The sequence below is a fragment of the Rothia sp. HMSC068E02 genome (assembly GCF_001813565.1).
Taxonomy (GTDB): domain Bacteria; phylum Actinomycetota; class Actinomycetes; order Actinomycetales; family Micrococcaceae; genus Rothia.
In genome coordinates this window covers 1-18,675 of record NZ_KV812887.1, presented here as the reverse complement: position 1 = coordinate 18,675, position 18,675 = coordinate 1, and the positions used below count along the sequence as shown (strand labels likewise).

General features: G+C 61.1%; 13 protein-coding genes and 1 pseudogene. 5 read left to right on the top strand and 9 right to left on the bottom strand.

The features are described 5' to 3' along the window. Positions 1-403: pseudogene (locus tag HMPREF2919_RS06540) on the top strand (hypothetical protein); the annotation flags it as partial. A 94-nt stretch (positions 404-497) separates the two neighbouring features. On the opposite strand, the gene HMPREF2919_RS06535 reads toward HMPREF2919_RS06540, so the two are convergent. From HMPREF2919_RS06535 to HMPREF2919_RS06525, 3 genes are all read right to left on the bottom strand, one after another. Continuing rightward, a complete protein-coding gene (locus tag HMPREF2919_RS06535; RefSeq protein WP_070593109.1) occupies positions 498-845 on the bottom strand; it encodes a hypothetical protein in 348 nt (115 codons plus the stop codon). 261 nt (positions 846-1,106) lie between these two features. After that, entirely contained in the window at positions 1,107-2,414 is a 1,308-nt protein-coding gene (locus HMPREF2919_RS06530; protein ID WP_070666874.1) for a M18 family aminopeptidase, read from the bottom strand. 144 nt (positions 2,415-2,558) lie between these two features. Next, positions 2,559-3,539: a CPBP family intramembrane glutamic endopeptidase gene (locus HMPREF2919_RS06525; RefSeq protein ID WP_070666872.1), complete on the bottom strand. Its 981-nt coding sequence runs from the start codon at positions 3,537-3,539 to the stop codon at positions 2,559-2,561. A gap of 242 nt (positions 3,540-3,781) precedes the next feature. On the opposite strand from HMPREF2919_RS06525, the gene HMPREF2919_RS06520 reads away from it, so the two are divergent. Then, positions 3,782-5,887 carry a hypothetical protein gene (locus tag HMPREF2919_RS06520; protein ID WP_070666870.1) on the top strand — a complete coding sequence of 702 codons (2,106 nt, stop codon included), beginning with the start codon at positions 3,782-3,784 and terminating at the stop codon, positions 5,885-5,887. A gap of 136 nt (positions 5,888-6,023) precedes the next feature. On the opposite strand, the gene HMPREF2919_RS06515 is transcribed toward HMPREF2919_RS06520, so the two are convergent. Next, positions 6,024-7,604: a glycosyltransferase 87 family protein gene (locus HMPREF2919_RS06515; protein WP_070666868.1), complete on the bottom strand. Its 1,581-nt coding sequence runs from the start codon at positions 7,602-7,604 to the stop codon at positions 6,024-6,026. Then, the gene (locus tag HMPREF2919_RS06510; protein WP_070666866.1) at positions 7,601-8,989 is read right to left on the bottom strand and encodes a glycosyltransferase family 87 protein; all 1,389 of its coding nucleotides are present in this window, start codon (positions 8,987-8,989) and stop codon (positions 7,601-7,603) included. Before HMPREF2919_RS06510 ends, HMPREF2919_RS06515 begins: the two co-directional genes overlap by 4 nt. Positions 8,990-9,319: 330 nt before the next feature. On the opposite strand from HMPREF2919_RS06510, the gene HMPREF2919_RS06505 reads away from it, so the two are divergent. Both HMPREF2919_RS06505 and HMPREF2919_RS09330 read left to right on the top strand, forming a co-directional pair. Then, on the top strand, positions 9,320-12,214 hold the full coding sequence (locus HMPREF2919_RS06505) for a multicopper oxidase domain-containing protein (protein WP_070666864.1): 2,895 nt from the start codon (positions 9,320-9,322) through the stop codon (positions 12,212-12,214). 289 nt (positions 12,215-12,503) lie between these two features. Next, the gene (locus tag HMPREF2919_RS09330) at positions 12,504-13,394 is read left to right on the top strand and encodes a lytic transglycosylase domain-containing protein (RefSeq protein ID WP_083308745.1); all 891 of its coding nucleotides are present in this window, start codon (positions 12,504-12,506) and stop codon (positions 13,392-13,394) included. 189 nt (positions 13,395-13,583) lie between these two features. Here the strand turns inward: HMPREF2919_RS09330 and HMPREF2919_RS06495 are convergent, their stop codons facing one another. Both HMPREF2919_RS06495 and HMPREF2919_RS06490 read right to left on the bottom strand, forming a co-directional pair. Next, positions 13,584-14,795: a cytochrome P450 gene (locus tag HMPREF2919_RS06495; protein ID WP_070642193.1), complete on the bottom strand. Its 1,212-nt coding sequence runs from the start codon at positions 14,793-14,795 to the stop codon at positions 13,584-13,586. A gap of 219 nt (positions 14,796-15,014) precedes the next feature. Next, entirely contained in the window at positions 15,015-15,308 is a 294-nt protein-coding gene (locus HMPREF2919_RS06490) for a type II toxin-antitoxin system RelE family toxin (protein WP_049341179.1), read from the bottom strand. A 175-nt stretch (positions 15,309-15,483) separates the two neighbouring features. Between HMPREF2919_RS06490 and HMPREF2919_RS06485 the strand changes: the two genes are divergently transcribed. Next, complete coding sequence (locus HMPREF2919_RS06485; protein WP_005509047.1) at positions 15,484-15,765, top strand: type II toxin-antitoxin system prevent-host-death family antitoxin; 282 nt, start codon at positions 15,484-15,486, stop codon at positions 15,763-15,765. A gap of 84 nt (positions 15,766-15,849) precedes the next feature. On the opposite strand, the gene HMPREF2919_RS06480 is transcribed toward HMPREF2919_RS06485, so the two are convergent. Beyond that, a complete protein-coding gene (locus tag HMPREF2919_RS06480) occupies positions 15,850-17,295 on the bottom strand; it encodes a sugar porter family MFS transporter (RefSeq protein ID WP_070666862.1) in 1,446 nt (481 codons plus the stop codon). Between the two features lie 226 nt (positions 17,296-17,521). Continuing rightward, positions 17,522-18,523, bottom strand: a complete 1,002-nt coding sequence (locus tag HMPREF2919_RS06475) for an aldo/keto reductase (protein WP_049338317.1) — start codon at positions 18,521-18,523, stop codon at positions 17,522-17,524. Positions 18,524-18,675: the final 152 nt, after the last annotated feature.

Genomic DNA, 18,675 nt, shown 5'->3' with positions numbered 1-18,675 from the left:
CCCCCCCCCCCGCGCCGAAGCTGAATCAGCGGGAGCCGAGTGCCTGGCACTGTACGAGAAGAACAAGGCTGATCACGCCTACGCCGCAGCGTGGGTGCGCGCTATCGATGACAATAACGTGGCAAGCGGAAAGGTAGCCTCCGGCCCGCGCGCTGATATCCAGAGCGCAGACCCCTACAAGGCAAGCAACTACGTCGATATTCGAGAGGGTAAGGAGTACTTCCCAACCCGACAGGAGCTGCTCGCGGCAAACTACCCTGAGAACTACATTGTTGCTTTTGAGTTGTGGGCGCAGCAGGCACCAGCCGATGTGAAGCAGAAGAGCGACGCGAACCGTGCGGCCGCTAAGGATACTCGTTGGTCTGAGGTGGTAACCCTGCCCAGCCCCGACAACCCTGTCTAATCGAACCCCGTCTAACCTGAGTCTGTCTCATCTTAAAAATAGTTGTGGCGGTGACCGTTGTTCGGTCACCGCCACAACTGTTATAGGGTGCAGGTTAGGGTAGGAGCGCCAACCCAAACTCAATAATGATTAGCGCGATAGCACACGCGAAGAGTACCCCACGCGGCACATTGAACTTCTGCCAGAGATCATACAGCTGGCTGGGAATCAACCAAATAACGAACGCCTGAAAGGCAAGCGATAACGCGGGGTTACCCCACTGAATAATCATCAGGGCAAGAGCAAAACCCACGCCGAGCGTATCCAGGATGCGCCGGTGCTTTCGCACCTGCTCCCTCTCCTTTTGATAGCTAGGGTTGTTTAGCAACCTTGGTGGTGCTTTTTTCAGTTGACCCACAAGGATCAAAACCGCCAGCGGGATCAGAGAAATATCGAAGAACATGGGAACCGCCTTTCATGTTGGGGTTCGCTCGCTACGCCGGTGACGAGCTGATGGCGCACCATCATTGGTGAAAACTTCTCAAAAACAAGTAGTGTGCAACACGTATATAACGTATTGTGGGTTACTTTACAGTACACATAGACCCTATTCAAGAGGTAAACACTCCCCCCCCCCCGAAAAATTTTTAAAAAATAAGGGCGCCGGGAACCTTACGTTCCCGGCGCCCACACCCCCACTGTTCATACCTCAGCGGGGTTCAATTTAGAGGCGGAAGAAGCCCTCCACCGCGCGCGTCATGTACGCCATATCGTCCACATGGCACATCTCACGCATCGAATGCATCGACAGCAAACCAATACCCACATCCACGGTGCGCATACCCAGGCGAGTCGCCGTAATCGGGCCAATCGTCGAACCGCACGGCATATTGTTATTCGACACGAACTCCTGATACGGCACACCAGCCTTCGCACACGCCGCAGCAAACACGCCAGCACCCACCGAATCCGTCGCATAACGCTGGTTCGCGTTAATCTTCAACAGCGGGCCACCACCGGGCAGTGGCTGAACGGTCGGGTCGTGGTGACCCTGATAGTTCGGATGCACCAGGTGACCGGCATCAGCCGACAGGCAGAACGACGCCGCCACCGAACGGCGGTACTCCTCCGTGCTCTCACCGCGCGCAGCGGACAGGCGCACCAGAATATCCTCCAGGAACGGGCCAGCCGCACCACTACGCGACTCCGAACCAAGCTCCTCATGGTCGAACGCCGCAAGCATCACGGTCTCGGTGGCGTGCTCATCCGCGTTATCGGCAACGTAACGCTCCAGGGCGGTCAAACCCGCATGCACCGAAGACAGGTTATCCAGGCGACCGGAAGCGAACAGCTCCTGATCCGCACCGAAGCGGCGCGGCGGCTGCGAATCAGCGAACAGCAGGTCGTAACCCACGATGCTCTGCGGGTCGACCGGCTCGCCGTCAATCACGTGCTTCGCCATGTAGCCGAGCACGTCGTTCTCCGCCGGGTCCACGCCCCACACGGGGTACATGTTGAACTGCTTGTCCAGCACCAGTTCGTTGCGCTTGTGGTCCAGGTGCGGTGCCAGCTGCGGGATGCGCGCAATCGGGCCGGTGCGCACCAGGCGGTCCTTCAGCTCGCCGCCCTCCAAGACGGTGAGGCGACCCGCCACGCACAGCTCACGGTCGAGGAAGGAGTTCAGCAGTGCACCACCATAGTTCTCCACGGCAATCTGGTGCCAGCCCTTCGTGGTGATGGAGGAGGAGGGCTTGACCTTCAGGGAGGGCGAGTCGGTGTGCGCACCGAGTACGCGGTAGCCGCTTGCCTTCTGCGCCTTCGCGCCGCCAGCCCAGGCGATAATCGCGCCGTCACGGACGACGAAGTGGCGGCCGGCCGCGACCTGCGGGTCCCATGCTTCGGTCTCTACAAGCTCGGTGAAGCCTGCCGCTTGCAGGCGGCGCGCTACCGTGCGCGCGGCGAGGTAAGAGACCGGCGACTCCGCCACGAATGCGGCGAGGTCTTCAATATTCTTTACAGCATCAACAGTCATGGTTTAACCCTACCTTTTCTTGGGTGTTGACGGGATGACCGGGGCTGATAGTCCACGCAACATGGAGTAATAGCCCTGGTGAGGCTCGAATAGAGCGGGGCAGGCGGGTTGGAGCAGTCGAGCTAGAGCAACCCGCCATATAACCTATTTATCAACCTTGAGCGGTTGTGTTTCACGTGAAACCTCGCCGCGGCGAGCACGTGCGTTGAAGATCAGGCAGGCGAGCACCACGTACACGCCTTCCAGGGCGATACCCTGCAGTGCATCCAGAGGGGTCACGCCCTCGGAGGCGAACGGATCCAGACCAGCCACCATGGACAGCAGCATCAGAATCACGTTATTTGCCACGTGCAGGCTGATGGAGGCTTCCAGACCGCCGGTGTACCAGCAGAGGAAACCCGCGTAAATACCCATCGCGAGAATCGTGCTCTGACCCCAGGGGTCGTAGGCGTGGGAGAGCATGAACAGCACGGCTGGCAGCACAATCGGCAGCCAGGGGGTGCGGAGCCAGCGGCCCAGCATCTGCATCATGAAGCCGCGGTAGGCGAGCTCTTCGGCGTAGCACTGCACGGGCACCAGGAGCAGCATCATCGCCACATAAACCCAAAATTCAACCTGTGGAGGTTGAAAATAGCGGTATTCGGGCAGGCTCTCACCGCTCAACGCCAGCATCACGGCGTAGTAGATGCCGTAAACAGCGAAGCTCAAACCCAGGTACGGAAGCAGCAGCGAGCGGCGCAGACGGCCCGCAACCGAATGAATCAGACCCCAGGGCTTCGGGCCCACAACCAGGCGCGCCAGAAAGAGCGAAGGCACAATCGCGATAAGGGAGAGGAAGGTCAGCGCAAACAGCGCCGGGTGTTCCATAATGACGGCGCGGTTCGTAGCTACATCCTGGAGGGAAAGTCCCGAACCCATAATCGCCACAGCCAGGGCAACTGAAATGATCAGGTTGAGGCCAATAAATACGGCGACGCCGAGCAGACCTTCCAGCAGGGGTGAGAACCAGCGGGATTTCGGGTCGGCGTGGGAGAGACGGTGGTAGGCAAGACCTGCAACAAGCGCAGGAGCAGCGGGGGTTCCGGCGGCTACCTGCGGGGGTGCGGGAGGCGGTGTAGTGTTCATTCTTTAATCCTAGCCTCCGCGGGGTCGATGGTGACCGGGCATACTGAAACCTTCAAGTGCTGATTGATACGGATTGTTTCAAAACCATTGAAAAAGCCGTGAATAAGGCTAAAAACCCACCATTCACGGGGTTCGTTTTCTGAACCTATGCCATAATTTGAAGCGATAATACGCTCATATACATAGTCGCTGATGACCGCTCTTCCGGGGTGTTTTTTCAGCACCAGAAAGGCTGCTTTCTTATGGCACTCGTCTTCAATCCGCCGCCCAACTGGCCCGCTCCTCCTGCTGGATGGGCCCCCACTCCTACGTGGCGCCCCGACCCCGCGTGGGGTCCCGTTCCTGAAGGCTGGCAGCTGTGGGTCGAAGAGCCCGAGCCCGAACCCATTCAGGTTGAAGAGGCTACTATTGAGCCGCTGATTCCCGAGGAGCCCGCTGCCGAGGCGGCTCCCGCTGAGCAGGTTACTGAGCCTGTAGTTGCTGAGCCCGCTGTTGAGGCTGAGCAGCCCGCCGAAGCTGCAGCACCGCTGACCGTTGAGGACGTTGACCTGGAGCAGCTCGCCGCTGAGCTCGAAGGTGAGCAGGTCGTCGAGGTTCCGGAGGCGGCAGCACCCCAGGCTGAGGCATCCCACGTTGAGGCACAGCAGGTAGAGGCGCCCCACGTTGAGGCGTCCCAGGCTGAGTCCGCTGAGGAGTCCTCCGAGCCCAAGCCGATGCGTCACCTGACTCAGGTTCCGCTGACCGGCACCGCTCTGCCCGAGCAGGTTCTCGCATCCCAGTCTCCCGCAGTTGAAGAAGCTGCAGCTGAAGAGGCTCCCGTTGCTGAGCCCGCACTGTCCGAGCCCGCTGTTTCCGAACCTGCCGCTTCTGAGCCGGTCGTTTCCGAACCTGTTGCAGAGCCCGCTGTTTCCGAGCCTGTTGCAGAGCCCGTTGTTGTTGAGCCCGTCGCCGAGGTTGCCCCCGAGGCACCGGCGGCAGCTGAACCGGTATCTGAGCCCATCGTTGAGGCTCCCGCGGCTGAGGCACCCGCTGCTGAGGCGCCCCACACTATTGAGAGCTCCCCGCTCGTTGAGTTCCACACCCCCGAAACCGAGCGCACCGTCAACCTGTCCGAGCGTACCGTGAACCTCTCGGAACAGCCCGGTCAGAACATGCAGCCCGGCCAGAACGCACAGTTCATCCCGGCGGGTCAGGCACCGAACGGCTTCCAGCCGAACCAGGCTGATGGTTTCCAGGGTGAGGGCTTCCAGGGCCAGAACTTCCAGGGTGGCCAGTACCAGGGCCAGGGTTTCCAGGGTCAGGGTTTCCAGGGTCAGAACGCGCAGGGCGGTCAGTACCAGGGCAACCCCTACCAGGGTCAGCCGTACAACGCTCAGCAGCCCTACCAGGGTCAGGTGTCTGATCAGGACCAGGCAACCGTGGCGCTCAGCAACCCCTACATGACCGAGCCCGGCAACCAGGGCAATGGCGAGGACGACTCCGAGAAGAAGGGTCTGTTCTCCGGCACTAAGATTTGGGGTGTTATCGGTGGTGCGCTGGCTCTGCTGATTGTTCTCATCCTGGCGATTGTCATGCTGATTCCGCGTGGCGGCTCGAACCCCGCCTCCGCTTCTTCCGAGTCGGCGAGCGCGGCGGCTACTTCCGCTGAGGCGTCCTCCGCGGCGGCATCCTCTGAGGCTTCTTCCGCAGCGCCCGCATCTGAGAGCGCGGCTTCGGCTTCTTCGGCAGCACCCATCGCTGCTGCTGAAGCGAAGATGCCCGAGGGTGAGTTCAAGGAATACAAGAAGACCGTCGCCGACAACAAGGACACCATCGACATTGAGAAGATCAAGGGCGATGTGTCCGCAGGCCTGCTCTACTACGAGTTCAAGCCCGCAGACGGTGTGGTCAACGCCTTCATCACCAGCCGTGACGATAAGGGCAACATCGCCTCGGGTGTGAGCGTTATCGACTCCACCCGCGACGGCAAGGAGCTCAAGGGCACCGCGTGGATTGACGCGAGCGGCCACTCCACCCCCACCCGCAAGCTGGAGCTGACCGGTAAGGGCGAGTGGACCATCCGCGTCTACGACGCAGACTCCGCACCCCACTACAAGAAGGGTGAGAAGTTCCAGAGCACCATGAACTTCTACGCTTTCACCTACGAAGGCACCGAGGCAACCATGGAGTTCCAGACCAGCGGCCCGACCACCCGCGGCTTCACCGTTCTGAACGCGACCAAGAACGACCCGTTCTTCTCCTCGACCATTCCGACCGTGAAGAGCAGCATGCAGTGGGTTCAGAGCAACAAGAGCTACATGCAGGTTCGTACCGACTCCAACATTACTTGGAGCATCGGCACTAACTAACAGCGTGACTGACTAGGTCAGCAGGCTGGGCATAAAAGTATCCCCCGCATCCGTGATGGGTGCGGGGGATACTTTTATACCCGATGAGGCCTGTGCACCTGCTGGAGGCGCTAGCCGCCGTGAGCGGGCGGTTTCTTTAGCGGGAGTACTTCGCCTCCGCCAGTTCGGCGCCCGCGGCGCGTGCCGCATTTTCCACCAGCTGACGATTCGCCAGGTACACAAAAAACGTCACCAGAATAAACAGGTACATCAGCTGGTACGGCATGGTGCCCGCCATCAGGCCCAGGGAGCCTTCCGGCACCATCAGAATCTGATCCGAGTTGAAGTGCGGGGAGAACGCCAGCACAATCCAGAACGGTGAAATGTACATGCCCACCAGCGCCGCAGTCGCCAAAATAACAGCCAACGTGAAGACGAAGGAACTGACCCGCTGGTACATGAGCGGGAAGATTTCCATGACCACGGCGGCGAGCATCAGCGGGTACCAGGTGTTGTGGTGCGACCAGCTAATCGGCGAAATCTGCAGCATCATGAACGCGGTCAGCGCCAGCTGCGCCATGAGTGCGCGGGCACGAATCAGCGGAACCAACAGAACCGCCGTGACCAGCACAATCAGCAGAGTCAACGCCACCTGCACCACCGACAGGGCGGTAGCCGTCAGGTGATGCTGCAGGCCCACGTGGGTCAGCGTACCCATAATCGACACGTTATCGAAGTAGCTGAACCAGCCCACACGCGAAGTGTCATGCACCGCATGGAACCAGAACGTCAGCGACTCCTCACGGATCACCAGGAAGCCGATACCCACGGTCGCGGCGAAGCTAGCACCCAGGGTCGCAATGCCCTTCCAGTCCTTACGCATGAGCAGCAGCAGACCGAACGCGAGCGGGGTCAGCTTAATACCCGCCGCAATACCCAGCAGCACACCGCGCGGAACGCGGGTTGCCGGGCGCATAAAATCAGCGAGAATCAGCGCCAGAATGATGGCGTTAATCTGCCCAAAATGCGTGGTCAAACGCCACGGGCCGCACATCCAAATCAGCGCCGCAATCAGCGACACCATGCCCCAATGACCCAGGTGCTTCTGCAACGGCAGACGCCACGAGCGGCTACGCGCGTAGGAGTACAGCAGGTACGCGCACCAGTAGCTGAGCGCGCAAATAATGGCGGTAATCAGCAGCATGCTCTGCGGCTCGGTGAGGAACGCGAGCGGGTAGAAGAGCAGCGCCGCAAACGGCGGGTAGGTAAACGGCAGACCGCGCGTGCGGAAAGTGTACAGCTGGTAGCCGTCCGGGCCGTCCGCCAGGGAGACAGCGCCCAGGCGGTACACGTAAATATCGTCAGCCGCCGCGTGCGTCACGTAGTCGAAGGCGTAGAAGGCAACCAGGATGAACAGCAGGTGCGCCCAGAGAGCACCGCTGCGCATGCCGGGGATGCGGTCAAAGAAGCTGCGACGCGCAGGCTTAGCGAGCTCCTTGGCGGTTTCTTCGGCGACTTCTTCCTTTGCCGCTTTTTCCGCGGTGGCTACAGAGGATGCGGCGGGCCCAGCACTTTCTACAGTGCTTTCAGCAGCCGGTTCCGCAACCGGTGCAGTAGTAGAGCTAGCCGAAGCCCAGGGAATCCTCGGTGCAGCCGCCTCGGTATTCTCCGCGGTCGTAGCTAAGTTCTTGTCAGTATTCTTCACAGGGGTCTTTTCTAGTTCCTTGTCGCGGCTCACGCGGTTGCCTCACGGGAAGCGGCGGCGCGCACAGACTCGGCGCTCTCGGTCACCAGGGCGCGAGCGCCCCACCAGCCCAGAGGCGCATCGCTACGCACGGAACCGTACTGCACGGGCTCAACCTTCGCGCCACGCACCGGCGCGCTCAGGGCGGCAACCGACCAGAGCGTCATCGTCACCCACAGGCAGAACGCGGGAATAGCCGAAACCGCCAACGCGCCCGGGTCCAGCTGTTCCAAACCATCAGCGCTACCGTGGAACCAGGACGCAATCCTAATCGGCGACAGGTACAGGCCCAGCACGGCAACCACCGCGAACACGGTCGCTGTCACCCGCAGCCACGCCGGCTGAACCGCAAAATAGGTGGGGAACGCATCCAGGATGAACACGGCAACCAGCAGGGGCAGCAGCACGTTGTGGTGCGACCAGCTAATCGGCGACAGCGCCACCATCAAGGAGGCGGTCACCGCCACCTGCGCCAGCGCGGCACCCCGGCGTTCCAGCTGGTACAGCAGCGCAGCGGTCAGCATAATCGTGACCAGCGCCAGGGCGTAGTAGACGGGCTTCGCGGCGCTCTCAGAGAGACCGAAGTGCAGCAGCCAACCCTGAATCGAGACGTTATCCACAAAGTTCAGTCCACCCACACGGGAGGGGTTCGTCAGCGCAGAGAACCAGAACTCCGGCGCGTCCTTAGGCATCAGAATGAAACCCAACGCGATGGTGCCAAAGAACGTCGCACCCAAGGTCGCAATGCCCTTCCAGTCGCGGCGGACCAGCAGAATCAGACCAAACACGAGCGGGGTCAGCTTCACGCCGCCCGCAATACCAATCAGCACGCCGCGCGGCACGCGGGTTGCCGGGCGCACAAAATCGGCAAGAATCAGCGCCGTAATGAACGGGTTAATCTGAATCAGGTCCAGGGTGCGCTGCCACGGGCCCGCCGAAACCACCAGAATAGTCAGCACCGCAATCGTGCCCGCACGACCAAAGTACTGCTGCAGCGGCAGTTCACGGCCGCGCGCATTCACGTAGTTGTAAATGATCGTGGAAATCCACCACGCCACCACAGCCGAACCGACCACCATAATGACCTTGCCAACTTCCAGCGGAATAAAAGCAAACGGCAAGAACAGCATTGCCGCGAACGGCGGGTACGTGAACGGCGGCTTAATCACGCCGTGATCGTTCAGGGTCGGGGAGTATAGGTCCTGGGTAAAGCCCTCGTTATCGAAAATGGTCATCGCACCCAGACGGTAAATGGAGAAGTCCATACCGCTGAAGGGGTTGGTGAGCATTTTGACGACGTATCCACCGCCAACAATGAGGATGAGTGCCACAATAGCGATTTTTCCCCAGATGGGGGTGGTGGAGTCAGTCCTTGTCACGAGGTGTTTGTCCTTACCTTGGTGCCGGCGGATGCGCGCGTAGGGTGGGCGGGCATCCGATTTTGGAATCCTAATAGTTTATCGCGCGCACCTGTGAAGGATGCATTGGGGAGAAGAATCACAGGGGGAGATTCGCAGGGGAAGAACCGCTCGAGCACACAAGCACAACTATCACGATATGAGCTGCCTTCATATGCACGTCATGTCTTCAAAATTGGTACTATCCGGGCAATATAATGGGCTTATTGGCACCCGCCCCAACGCAGGGGTACCGGGTGCCGACCCGCACACCGACGTCCACGAACAACCAGCAGTGAAAGCAGTGATCACGTGAGTGAACATCTCGGCACCCCACCCGAAGGCGAGAACACGAGCGGCAAGCCCGCAAACGTCTCCGGAGGCGGCTCCTCCGGCCTGAGCATTGGCGCGCGCCCGGCTGATGTGCCCGGCGCAAACCTCACCCCCGAAGAGATTGCACGCCGCGCATCCGGTCGCGGTACGTGGCATCGTCGCGCCTCCAAGCCCGTCTCCCACTGGATGTTTACCCTTGTCGGCGTACTTCTGCTGCACAGGTTTATCCCGAATAGCGGCTGGCTGATGGTGCACATTGTCACCCTCGGCCTGATTACGAACTCGATCCTGATTTGGTCGCAGCACTTCACCGAAGCGCTCATGAAAATCAAGATTCCTGACGAGCACCGCGGAACCCAGGTGCGCCGAATCTTCATTCTGAACGCCGGTATTCTCGTGCTCATGATCGGCATGGTCGGTCAGCTGAGCGTGCCCGGCCTCTACGCCGCCACGGTGGTGGGCGCCCTCATTGTCGGGTCGATGGTCGCCTGGCACGGCATCTACCTGCTGAAGCAGGTGCGTCAGGCTCTGCCGTCGCGGTTCGGTGTGACCATTCGCTTCTACATTGTTGCGGCGTTGCTGCTGCCCCTCGGTGCGGCGTTTGGCGGCATGATTGCCTACCCGAACCTGTCCGGCACCCTGCATTCGCAGTTCCTGCTCGCGCACGAGGCAGTGAACGTGCTCGGCTTCGTCGGTATTACCGCGGTGGGTACGCTGGTGACGTTCTGGCCGACCATGCTGCGTACCAAGATGGTGGATAAGGCGCTCACCCACAGCCTGCGCGCCCTGTACCTGATGTGCGGTGGCTTGGCGTTGACCGTTGTCGGCGCGATTTTAGGGATGCGTCCGCTTGCTGCTGCGGGTCTGGTCGTCTACCTGGTTGCCCTGCTGATTGTCGCCTGGGTGATGGTGCGTACCCTGCGCACCAAGCGCCCGAATGAGTACCCGCCCATGAGCGTGGGTATGGGCTTCCTCTGGCTGATTATTGGCGTAGCGACCACCGCCTACCTGGTGGCGACCGTCCCCTTCGCGCAGCTGGACATGCGCGCCGTGACCCCCATCTTTGTGGTCGGCTTCCTGCTGCAGCTGCTGCTCGGCGCGATGAGCTACCTGCTGCCGCAGCGTATGGGCGGTGGCCCGGCGGTGGTGCGCGCCTCCAACAAGGAGTTCAGCCGTTTCGCGGCGGCACGCGTAACCGCCGTGAACCTGGCGCTGCTCATCTTCATGATGCCCAGCTCCATGGTGGGCCAGTCCATTAAGATTGCCGTCGCTATCGTGGGTGCGTTGGCGCTCATGGCGTTCATTCCGCTCATGGTGCGCGGCGTGAAGGCGTCCGTGAACACCCGCAAGGAAATGATGGCGGCACGCGCCCGCGGCGAGAAGCCCGTCTTCAACCAGGAGGCGCTCACCCCCGAACCCGTCCCGCACGCCAAGCAGAGCTTCCAGGCGGCACTCGCGGTTGCCATGGCGTTCCTGCTGGGCTTCGCCGTGAACCCGTCCGCGTTGAACCTGCCGTCGTTCTCCTCGGCGGGCTCTGTGGCTGCGACCGGTCAGACCACCACCGTGCAGGTGAAGGCGACCAGCAACTACCGTTTCACCCCCGCCGAGGTGGAGGTCCCCGCCGGTAACCGCCTGGTCGTCGAGGTCACCAACGACGACAAGGGCATGACCCACGACCTGACCTTCGACAACGGTGCGACCACCGGCGTTATCAACCCCGGCGAAACGAAAACCGTTGATGCCGGTGTCATTACCGCCGACCAGGAAGGCTACTGCTCTGTGGCGGGTCACCGCTCCCTGGGCATGGTGTTCAAGGTGAAGGCGACCGGCGCCTCCGCAAACCAGGTGGCGCAGGGTGGCCACAACCACGGTTCTACGGGCACCCACAACCACGCCGCGTCGGGTAGCACTCCGACCCTCATGACCGTTGCGAACAGCAGGATTGACATGTCCGCAGCGCCCGGCAGCGGCTACAAGTACCGCGACCCGAACATCCCGGCACCGAACACCGCCACGCAGGTGAACGGCAAGACCGTCCGCAAGGTCACCCTGGAAGTTGAGGAAGTCGACCGCGAGGTGGCGCCCGGCGTGACCGTTCACATGTGGACGTTCAACGGGCAGAACATGGCACCGATTCTGCGCGGCAAGGTCGGCGACATTTTTGAAATTACACTCATCAATAACGGCACGATGGGCCACTCGCTGGACTTCCACGCGGGCATGGTCTCCCCCGATAACACGATGAAGACCATCGCCCCCGGTGAGCGTCTCGTCTACCGTTTTGAGGCGAAGGGTGCCGGTATCTGGCTGTACCACTGCGGCACCGCCCCGCTGAGCCTGCACATGACCCAGGGCATGTACGGCGCGGTCATCATTGACCCGGCGGACCTTGACCCGGTCGATCATGAGTACGTGATGGTTCAGGGCGAGGCGTACCTGCACGACACCGGCAAGACCGCCTCCGACGGTAACAAGCTGGCGGAGAACTCGCCGGAGCTGATTGCGGCGGGCACCCCCACGCTGACCATGTTCAACGGCCACGCAACCCAGTACAAGGCGAAGCCGCTGCAGGTGAAGAAGGGCGAGCGTATCCGTGTTTGGGTAATGGCTGCGGGCCCGAACCACGGCACGAGCTTCCACGTGGTCGGTTCGCAGTTCGACACGGTCTACAAGGAGGGCGGCTACCTGATGCGCCGCGGCGCAGATGCGTTCGGTAGCCGTGACGGCCACAGCCAGGCACTCGATTTGGCGCCCGCTCAGGGCGGCTTCGTGGAGATGCAGTTCCTAGAGTCTGGCACCTACGTGTTCGTGAATCACTCCTTCTCGGAGATGGAGCGCGGTGCCGCCGGCAAGATCGTGGTCACTGATCGCTAGTAGTGGCTACCCGCTAAACCCTCACGCTAGGCGCTTCTAGCGCCCCGTGAGAGGTAGACCCCGCCCGGTGCATCCTGTGAATGGATGCGCCGGGCGGGGTCTTTCTGCGCTGTCTTGCTGTGCCGCCTTTCTGCCCCGCACAGGCTCCTACAGAGCCGATACAGAGCCAGCCCAGAGCCCCTGCACACGCCCCGGCAGGAGCCTGCACGCACATCGGCGAACTATGCTTTTAGCCTCATGGGCGAACTTTTCTTAGCCAGGAGCGGGCATGGTGCGCTAGTCTATAGGAATGGCAGATAGCACTTCGAGCGCCTCTTCCGAGCGTAACGCTACGAGCGCCTCCAACCACATTTCCGTTCCGGCGGATCAACAAATTTCTCCTCGGCAGCGTAAAGCTTTCCCGCTTCGCTTTCTCGCCGGGGTTCTTGCGCATTGGCAGATTATTGCCTCTGCGGTCCTTCTGGGTGGCGGTGTTGCCGGCTTGGCAGCCACCTACGACGATTACTGCGGCATGACGGAGCTTTCGTATGCTCCGGCGGCTCTCCGATCCGATTTTGAGGAGGGCTCTAAGGTGTCTGGTTTCCGTCCCGGCGTGCTGGCGGCGCAGATTGAGACCGAGAGCCACTGGCGTGTGGGCGTTGAGTCCCACCAGGGCGCTAAGGGTATTGCACAGTTCACTGATGATGCGTGGAGCGGCGGCCACTACAGCTTCGGCAATGGCGGTAATGTTCTGAACCCGCACGATGCGATTGCGGCGCAGGCACGCTACTTGGCTGAGTTGCGTACTCGTTTGGCGAAGTACGCCTCCAATGAGGATGAGCTACAGGATGTGGTTCTCGCCGGTTATAACGCGGGTCCGGGTTCTGTGGAGAAGTACGGCGGTGTTCCCCCGTATGAGGAGACTCAGAATTATGTGAAGTCGATTCGCGAGCTGGCGAATTCGAAGTATAAGCTGACCTGCTCTCCCGAGTACCAGTTCAAGCAGGCGAAGTTGAGCTTCGTTAATGGTGTGACTCCGGCGATGGCTGGTGTTCATGCGGATGGTACGGCTCTGTCCCCGGAGGAGTCGGCATCAGCTGCGGCGGAGGCTTCTGCTTCTGCGAGTGCTTCGACTCGTGCGTCTGCGAGCGGTTCTGCGGGTTCTTCGGTGAAGCCTTCGGCAACGAGTTCCGACCGCTAGATTCAGCTTTATTGAGTATTCCACTAGGCTATATAGCCGTCTGGGAATATTCCGCTTTATCTATAGTGAGCGGCTGATACCGGCCGCCACTACCCTACTATTCACTCTTATATTTACTCTTAACAGCGCGAGGCGCCGACCCCTATTCTCGGGGTTCGGCGCCTCGCACTTTTTAGAGCTGGAGCGTGCCTAGTTGAAGATGGCGCGCACGACCGAGTAGCCGGAGACCGGGTACACGGCGTTTACGGTTGCGGGCTTCTCGCTCTCGTCCGCGATCTCAATGGACTCGGTGCCGCGCAGCAGCTCCTCGAGCAGGATGCGCAGTTCCAGGCGTGCCAGGGGCGCGCCGGGGCAGACGTGGATGCCGTCGCCGTACACGAGGTTGCGGGACTGGTCGCGGTGCGGGTTGTAGGTGAGGGCGTCTTCGAAGGCGTCCTCGTCGCGGTTGGCGCTTGCCCAGTTGATGGTCACGCGGGAGCCGGCGGGCAGGGTGCGGCCGCCGAGTTCGGTGTCCTGGGTGGTGATGCGGCGGTTGGTGACGAGGGTGTCTTCGAGTCGCATGATTTCTTCGACGGCGAGGGCGATTTCGCTGCGGTCGTCGAGTGCGTTGCCGTCGGCGAGGGATGCGCGCAGGCGGTCCTGTTCGGCGCGGTTGCGTGCCAGGAAGTTGACGAATACGCCTACGGTTGCGGAGACGGTGGACAGCTCGCCCACGGTCCAGTTGCGGATGAGGCTGACGATTTCTTCGTCGGTCATGGTGCGGGGTTCTTCGCCGGGCAGCTGCACGGTGTCGGTGAGCAGTTCGGCGGTGACGTCCTTGGGGTTGCCGGCGGCAGCGTCCTCGCGGCGTTCGTCGAGCAGCTGACGGATGTAGCCGTCGAATTCGAGGGCGACCTTAGCGATTTCTTCGCGGTCGCGGCGCAGGGTGGCGACGCGGTTCTTTTCGATCCATTCGGTGAGGGGCTGTTCGAGGCATGCGGGCCAGCCCATGAAGGCGTTCTGCACGCGCATTGCGTATGCCTGACCGAAGCCCTGCATGACGTCTACTTCTTCGCCGCGGGGCAGTTCTGCGATGAGGGTCTTCACGGCGTCGCGGATGACGGGTGCGAACTTTTCGAGGCGTTCGGGGGTGAAGTACTTGTCGTTGACCGCGCGGAAGGTGGTGTGTTCGGGGGCGTCCATGCCGTTGGGGACGGCGATGTGGCGGGTGGAGACGACGTTGGAGTAGATTTCGGGGTGGTCGAGTACGTGCTGTACGTCGGCGTTTTTGAAGACGGAGTAGCCCATGAATTCGTCGTGGGCGACGGGGCAACGGCGGCGCATTGCGTCGTAGGCAGCTACCTGGTTCTTCTGGACCTCTTCGCTTCGGAGGTCCCAGTCGTTGTGTACGTTCTCAGTCATTGTTCACCCGTGTTCGTTATAGAGTTGTGGCGTGCTGGATGCGGGCGTCCGGGCGATGCGTATGTGCAGGGTCGGGCGTGCATTTCAGCACGTGAATCCATTAGTTCTTCTTTGACCGTATCATTTATGGGTTGGTGGCGCAGGGTAGGGGTTCCTTGCTTCTCCTTCAACGAACAGTGCGGTCGCGGCAGCACTACAACCCATCACGCCGCATTCACTCTACAGGCCACGATAGACTTCTCGCCGATGACCAACTCGGAAGACCTCAACAACAACCGCACCGTTATCAATGGTGTACAGGATGCGGTAATTTCCTACTCGCGCCCTGTACCCTTCTTCGCCCTGTAGCTTCTTGACTCCCGCCATATAGGGGTCATCGCCAAGGGACCGGAGGCAGGCGATAATTTTCTCGAAGACTGCCCGGTCTTCTCGTTGGATTTTCTTCAGTTCTTTCGCTGCTTTGCGCGTCAATTCGACCCGGTACGCGGGGTTTGAGAGATGGTTTGCAGTCATCTGCATCCTTCAGGCAGAGCTTTAAATCTTAACCTCAACCTTAGCAGAAAAAGTGTACACTTTTTACATACTTTACATTGTAGTACTATATAAACTATATAAGTAGCCCCCTGGCTGGAACCTACACAGGAACTATCCTCGGAGCTAACGGACAAACCCCAGAAAGGAACCAGTCATGACTGTCACCACTCACCGGACTCGTTCCAATGTCACGACTCTTAAAGAACTCCGCGACAACCTCGGAACCAAAGTCAACGAGGCAGTGTTCTCCGGCGAACGCCCCCTCATCAGCCGCAATGGTAAGACTGTTGCCGCGCTCATCTCCTACGAAGATTTGAAGCTACTTGAAGAGTACGAAGAGCTCCTCGACATTGAGGCTCTTCGTAAGGCACGCGCCGAAGATGATGGCTACCGCATCGGCCTCGACGAGTTCCTCGCAGAGAACCCTGCAGACTAGTCTTTCAACGCATATTGCAAGGCGGGCGGCACCTCCACCGGGGAGGGGCCGCCCGCCTCATTCTTGCCTAAAAACCGCCGGGGTTTAGCGCCCGCGTGCGGAGGGGTAGATACTGCCGTCCATCACGCCGCGCTCCACCTGCTCCAGGCTCACGCCGCGAGTCTCCGGCAGGTTGCGGAACATCAGCAGCGCAATAATCACGTTCACCACGGCAAAGCCGATGAAGGAGCCGGTCAGACCGACCGCACCCAGAATCACGGGGAACGCCAGCGACAGCACACCATTCATCATCCAGCCGCTAAACGCCGAAATGCCCATACCCGCCGCACGCACATGCAGCGGGAACAGCTCACTCATAATCACCCACGTCGACACGTTCAGGCAGGTCTGCATCGCGCCCACAAAGCAGACGATGAGCACCAGCAGAATCCAGGGACGCGCCGCATTATCGGCGGGTAGCAGCATGGATGCGCCCGCAATCAGCACGTGGAAAAACGCGGTCGAACTATAGCCGGTAATGACCATGACGCGGCGCGGCACACGCTCCATCAGGCGCAGCGACAGGATTGAACCGAGCACCGCAATCGTACCCGGCGCAATGTTCGCAATGAGCGCCGCGGATTCGCTGAAACCGGCTTCCTTGAGCACCTTAATGCCGTAGTACATGATCGAGTTGATACCGGTCAGCTGCTGACCCGCGCCGACCAGAATACCGACGAGCAGGATGCGCACAAACCAGCCGCGCACGCCCACGCTTTCCTTACCCGCCGCATTGTTCTGAGAGGTTGCCGCCTCCGCCTGCAGGGTGCGTTCAATGTCGGCAATTTCAGCTTCGGCACGTTCGGTGGAGCGGATGCGCTTCATCACCTCAAGCGCCTGCTCACGCTTGCCGACGCGCAGCAGCCAGCGCGGCGACTCGGGCACTCGCAGCATACCGACGAACAGGCCGATGGCGGGCAGGGTGCAGATGGCGAACATCCAGCGCCACACGCCGTCGTGCTCGCCCCACAGGTTGCCGATGAGGGCGTTCACGATGAACGCGGCAAGCTGACCGCCCACGACCATGAGCTCGTTGCGGCCGGAGAGGGAGCCTCGAATTTCGTAGGGTGCGAGCTCTGCGAGGAACACGGGCACCACGGCGGAGGCGCCACCGACCGCCAGGCCGAGCAGGGTGCGCCCGGTGATGAGCACGGCGACGTTGGGTGCGAAGACACACGCCAGGGCACCAATGAAGAAGATGGTGGAGAGCCCAATGATGGTGGTTCGGCGGCCGAACCGGTCAGAGATGCGGCCGCATCCGAGCGCGCCGATAGCGGCGGCGAAGGCTAGCGATCCGGTGACCCAGCCTTGGGCGGTGGAGTCCATGCCGAGTTCGCGGCTCATGGGTTCGAGCGCGCCGTTGATCACTCCGGTGTCGTAGCCGAAGAGCAGACCGCCGAAGGTGGCGATGAGTGCAATGATGCCGAGGTATCGACTGTGCTTCCCGGTGCCCAGAGGGGGCAGGGTGGAGGCGGTGCTCTGTGCGCTCATGGTGTCCTTTGATGTGCCGGTGGCGGGTGGTCCTGCCGGGGCTGCTTCCAGGCGGCAGGGGTGGGTACATAGGTTAGGTGAGGTGCGTCAGGTTAGACACACCTCACCTAATCCTAGCGAAAACGTTCGGCGGGTGATATTTATTTCTCACCACGGACATTTTTCAGCGTATATTACGGCCGACACGAGCGACCGCCTGAGTGCCCCTTTGAGAGGGAGCCGGAGTTTAGAACAGCGCGATCTTCTCGGGTGCCGGGAAGATGGCGTCCAGGGCGGCGAGGTCCTCAGCGTCGAAGCGCAGGCATGCCGCCTGTGCATTGGCGCGCACCTGCTCGGCGCTGGTTGCACCGGCAATGACGGAGGTGACCGGCGACTGCTGTGCGAGCCAGGAGAACGCCGCCTGCACTTCGGTAATGCCACGTTCGGTGCAGAAGCTGTGGAAGGCTTCGAGCTGGTCCCAGTTGGCGGCGTCGAGCACGTTCTTCTTGGAGTGGGACAGGCGCGAACCGGCGGGAATGTTGTCGCGGCGGTACTTGCCGGTCAGCAGGCCGTTAGCGAGCGGGAAGTACGGCAGCACACCCATGCCGAAGTGCCGTGCGGCGGGCAGGATTTCGAGTTCTGCGCGGCGGTCGAGCAGGTTGTAGTGGTTTTCAGCGACGATGAACCGTTCGGTGCCGAGTTCGTGGGCGCAGTGTTCGGCGTGGGCGAGCTGCCAGCCGGAGAAGTTGGAGTGGCCCAGGTAGCGGACCTTACCGTCGCGTACGAGCTGGTCGAGGGCGCTGAGGGTTTCTTCGATGGGGGTGTTGGGGTCGGGGCTGTGGTAGAAGTACAGGTCGATGTAGTCGGTGCCGAGGCGGCGGAGGGAACCTTCGACGGCGCGCATGATGTAGCGGCGGGATCCGCGGGCGTTGCGGTCGTTGCCGTTGAGGTCGCCGACGGGCAGACCGAATTTGGTGACGATGGTCAGTTCGTCGCGGTCGAGGCCGAGCTGAGTGAGGGCGGTGCCGAACATGGTTTCGGAGAGGCCGGGTTCGGCGCCGTAGAGGTCGGCGATGTCGAAGAAGCTGATGCCGGCGTCAACTGCGGCGGCGATGACTTCGTTGGTGCCTTCTTGGGTGCGGGTGGGGGTGCCGGGGCGGCCGAGGTTGTTGCAGCCGATGCCGACGCTGGGTACGACGAGACCGGAGTTGCCGAGCCTGCGGTAGACGGGGGATTCAATACGTTCCATGTTTTTAACTCTACGTTGTGCGGGTATGTTGCGTGGTTATTTCCCCTCCAGTTGGGATGCGAAGAGCTTCCTGAAGCGTGATGTGGGGTCGGTCGTTAGCTCCCGGTAGGTTCCTTGTTCCACCACACACCCACCATCCAACACCACCACAG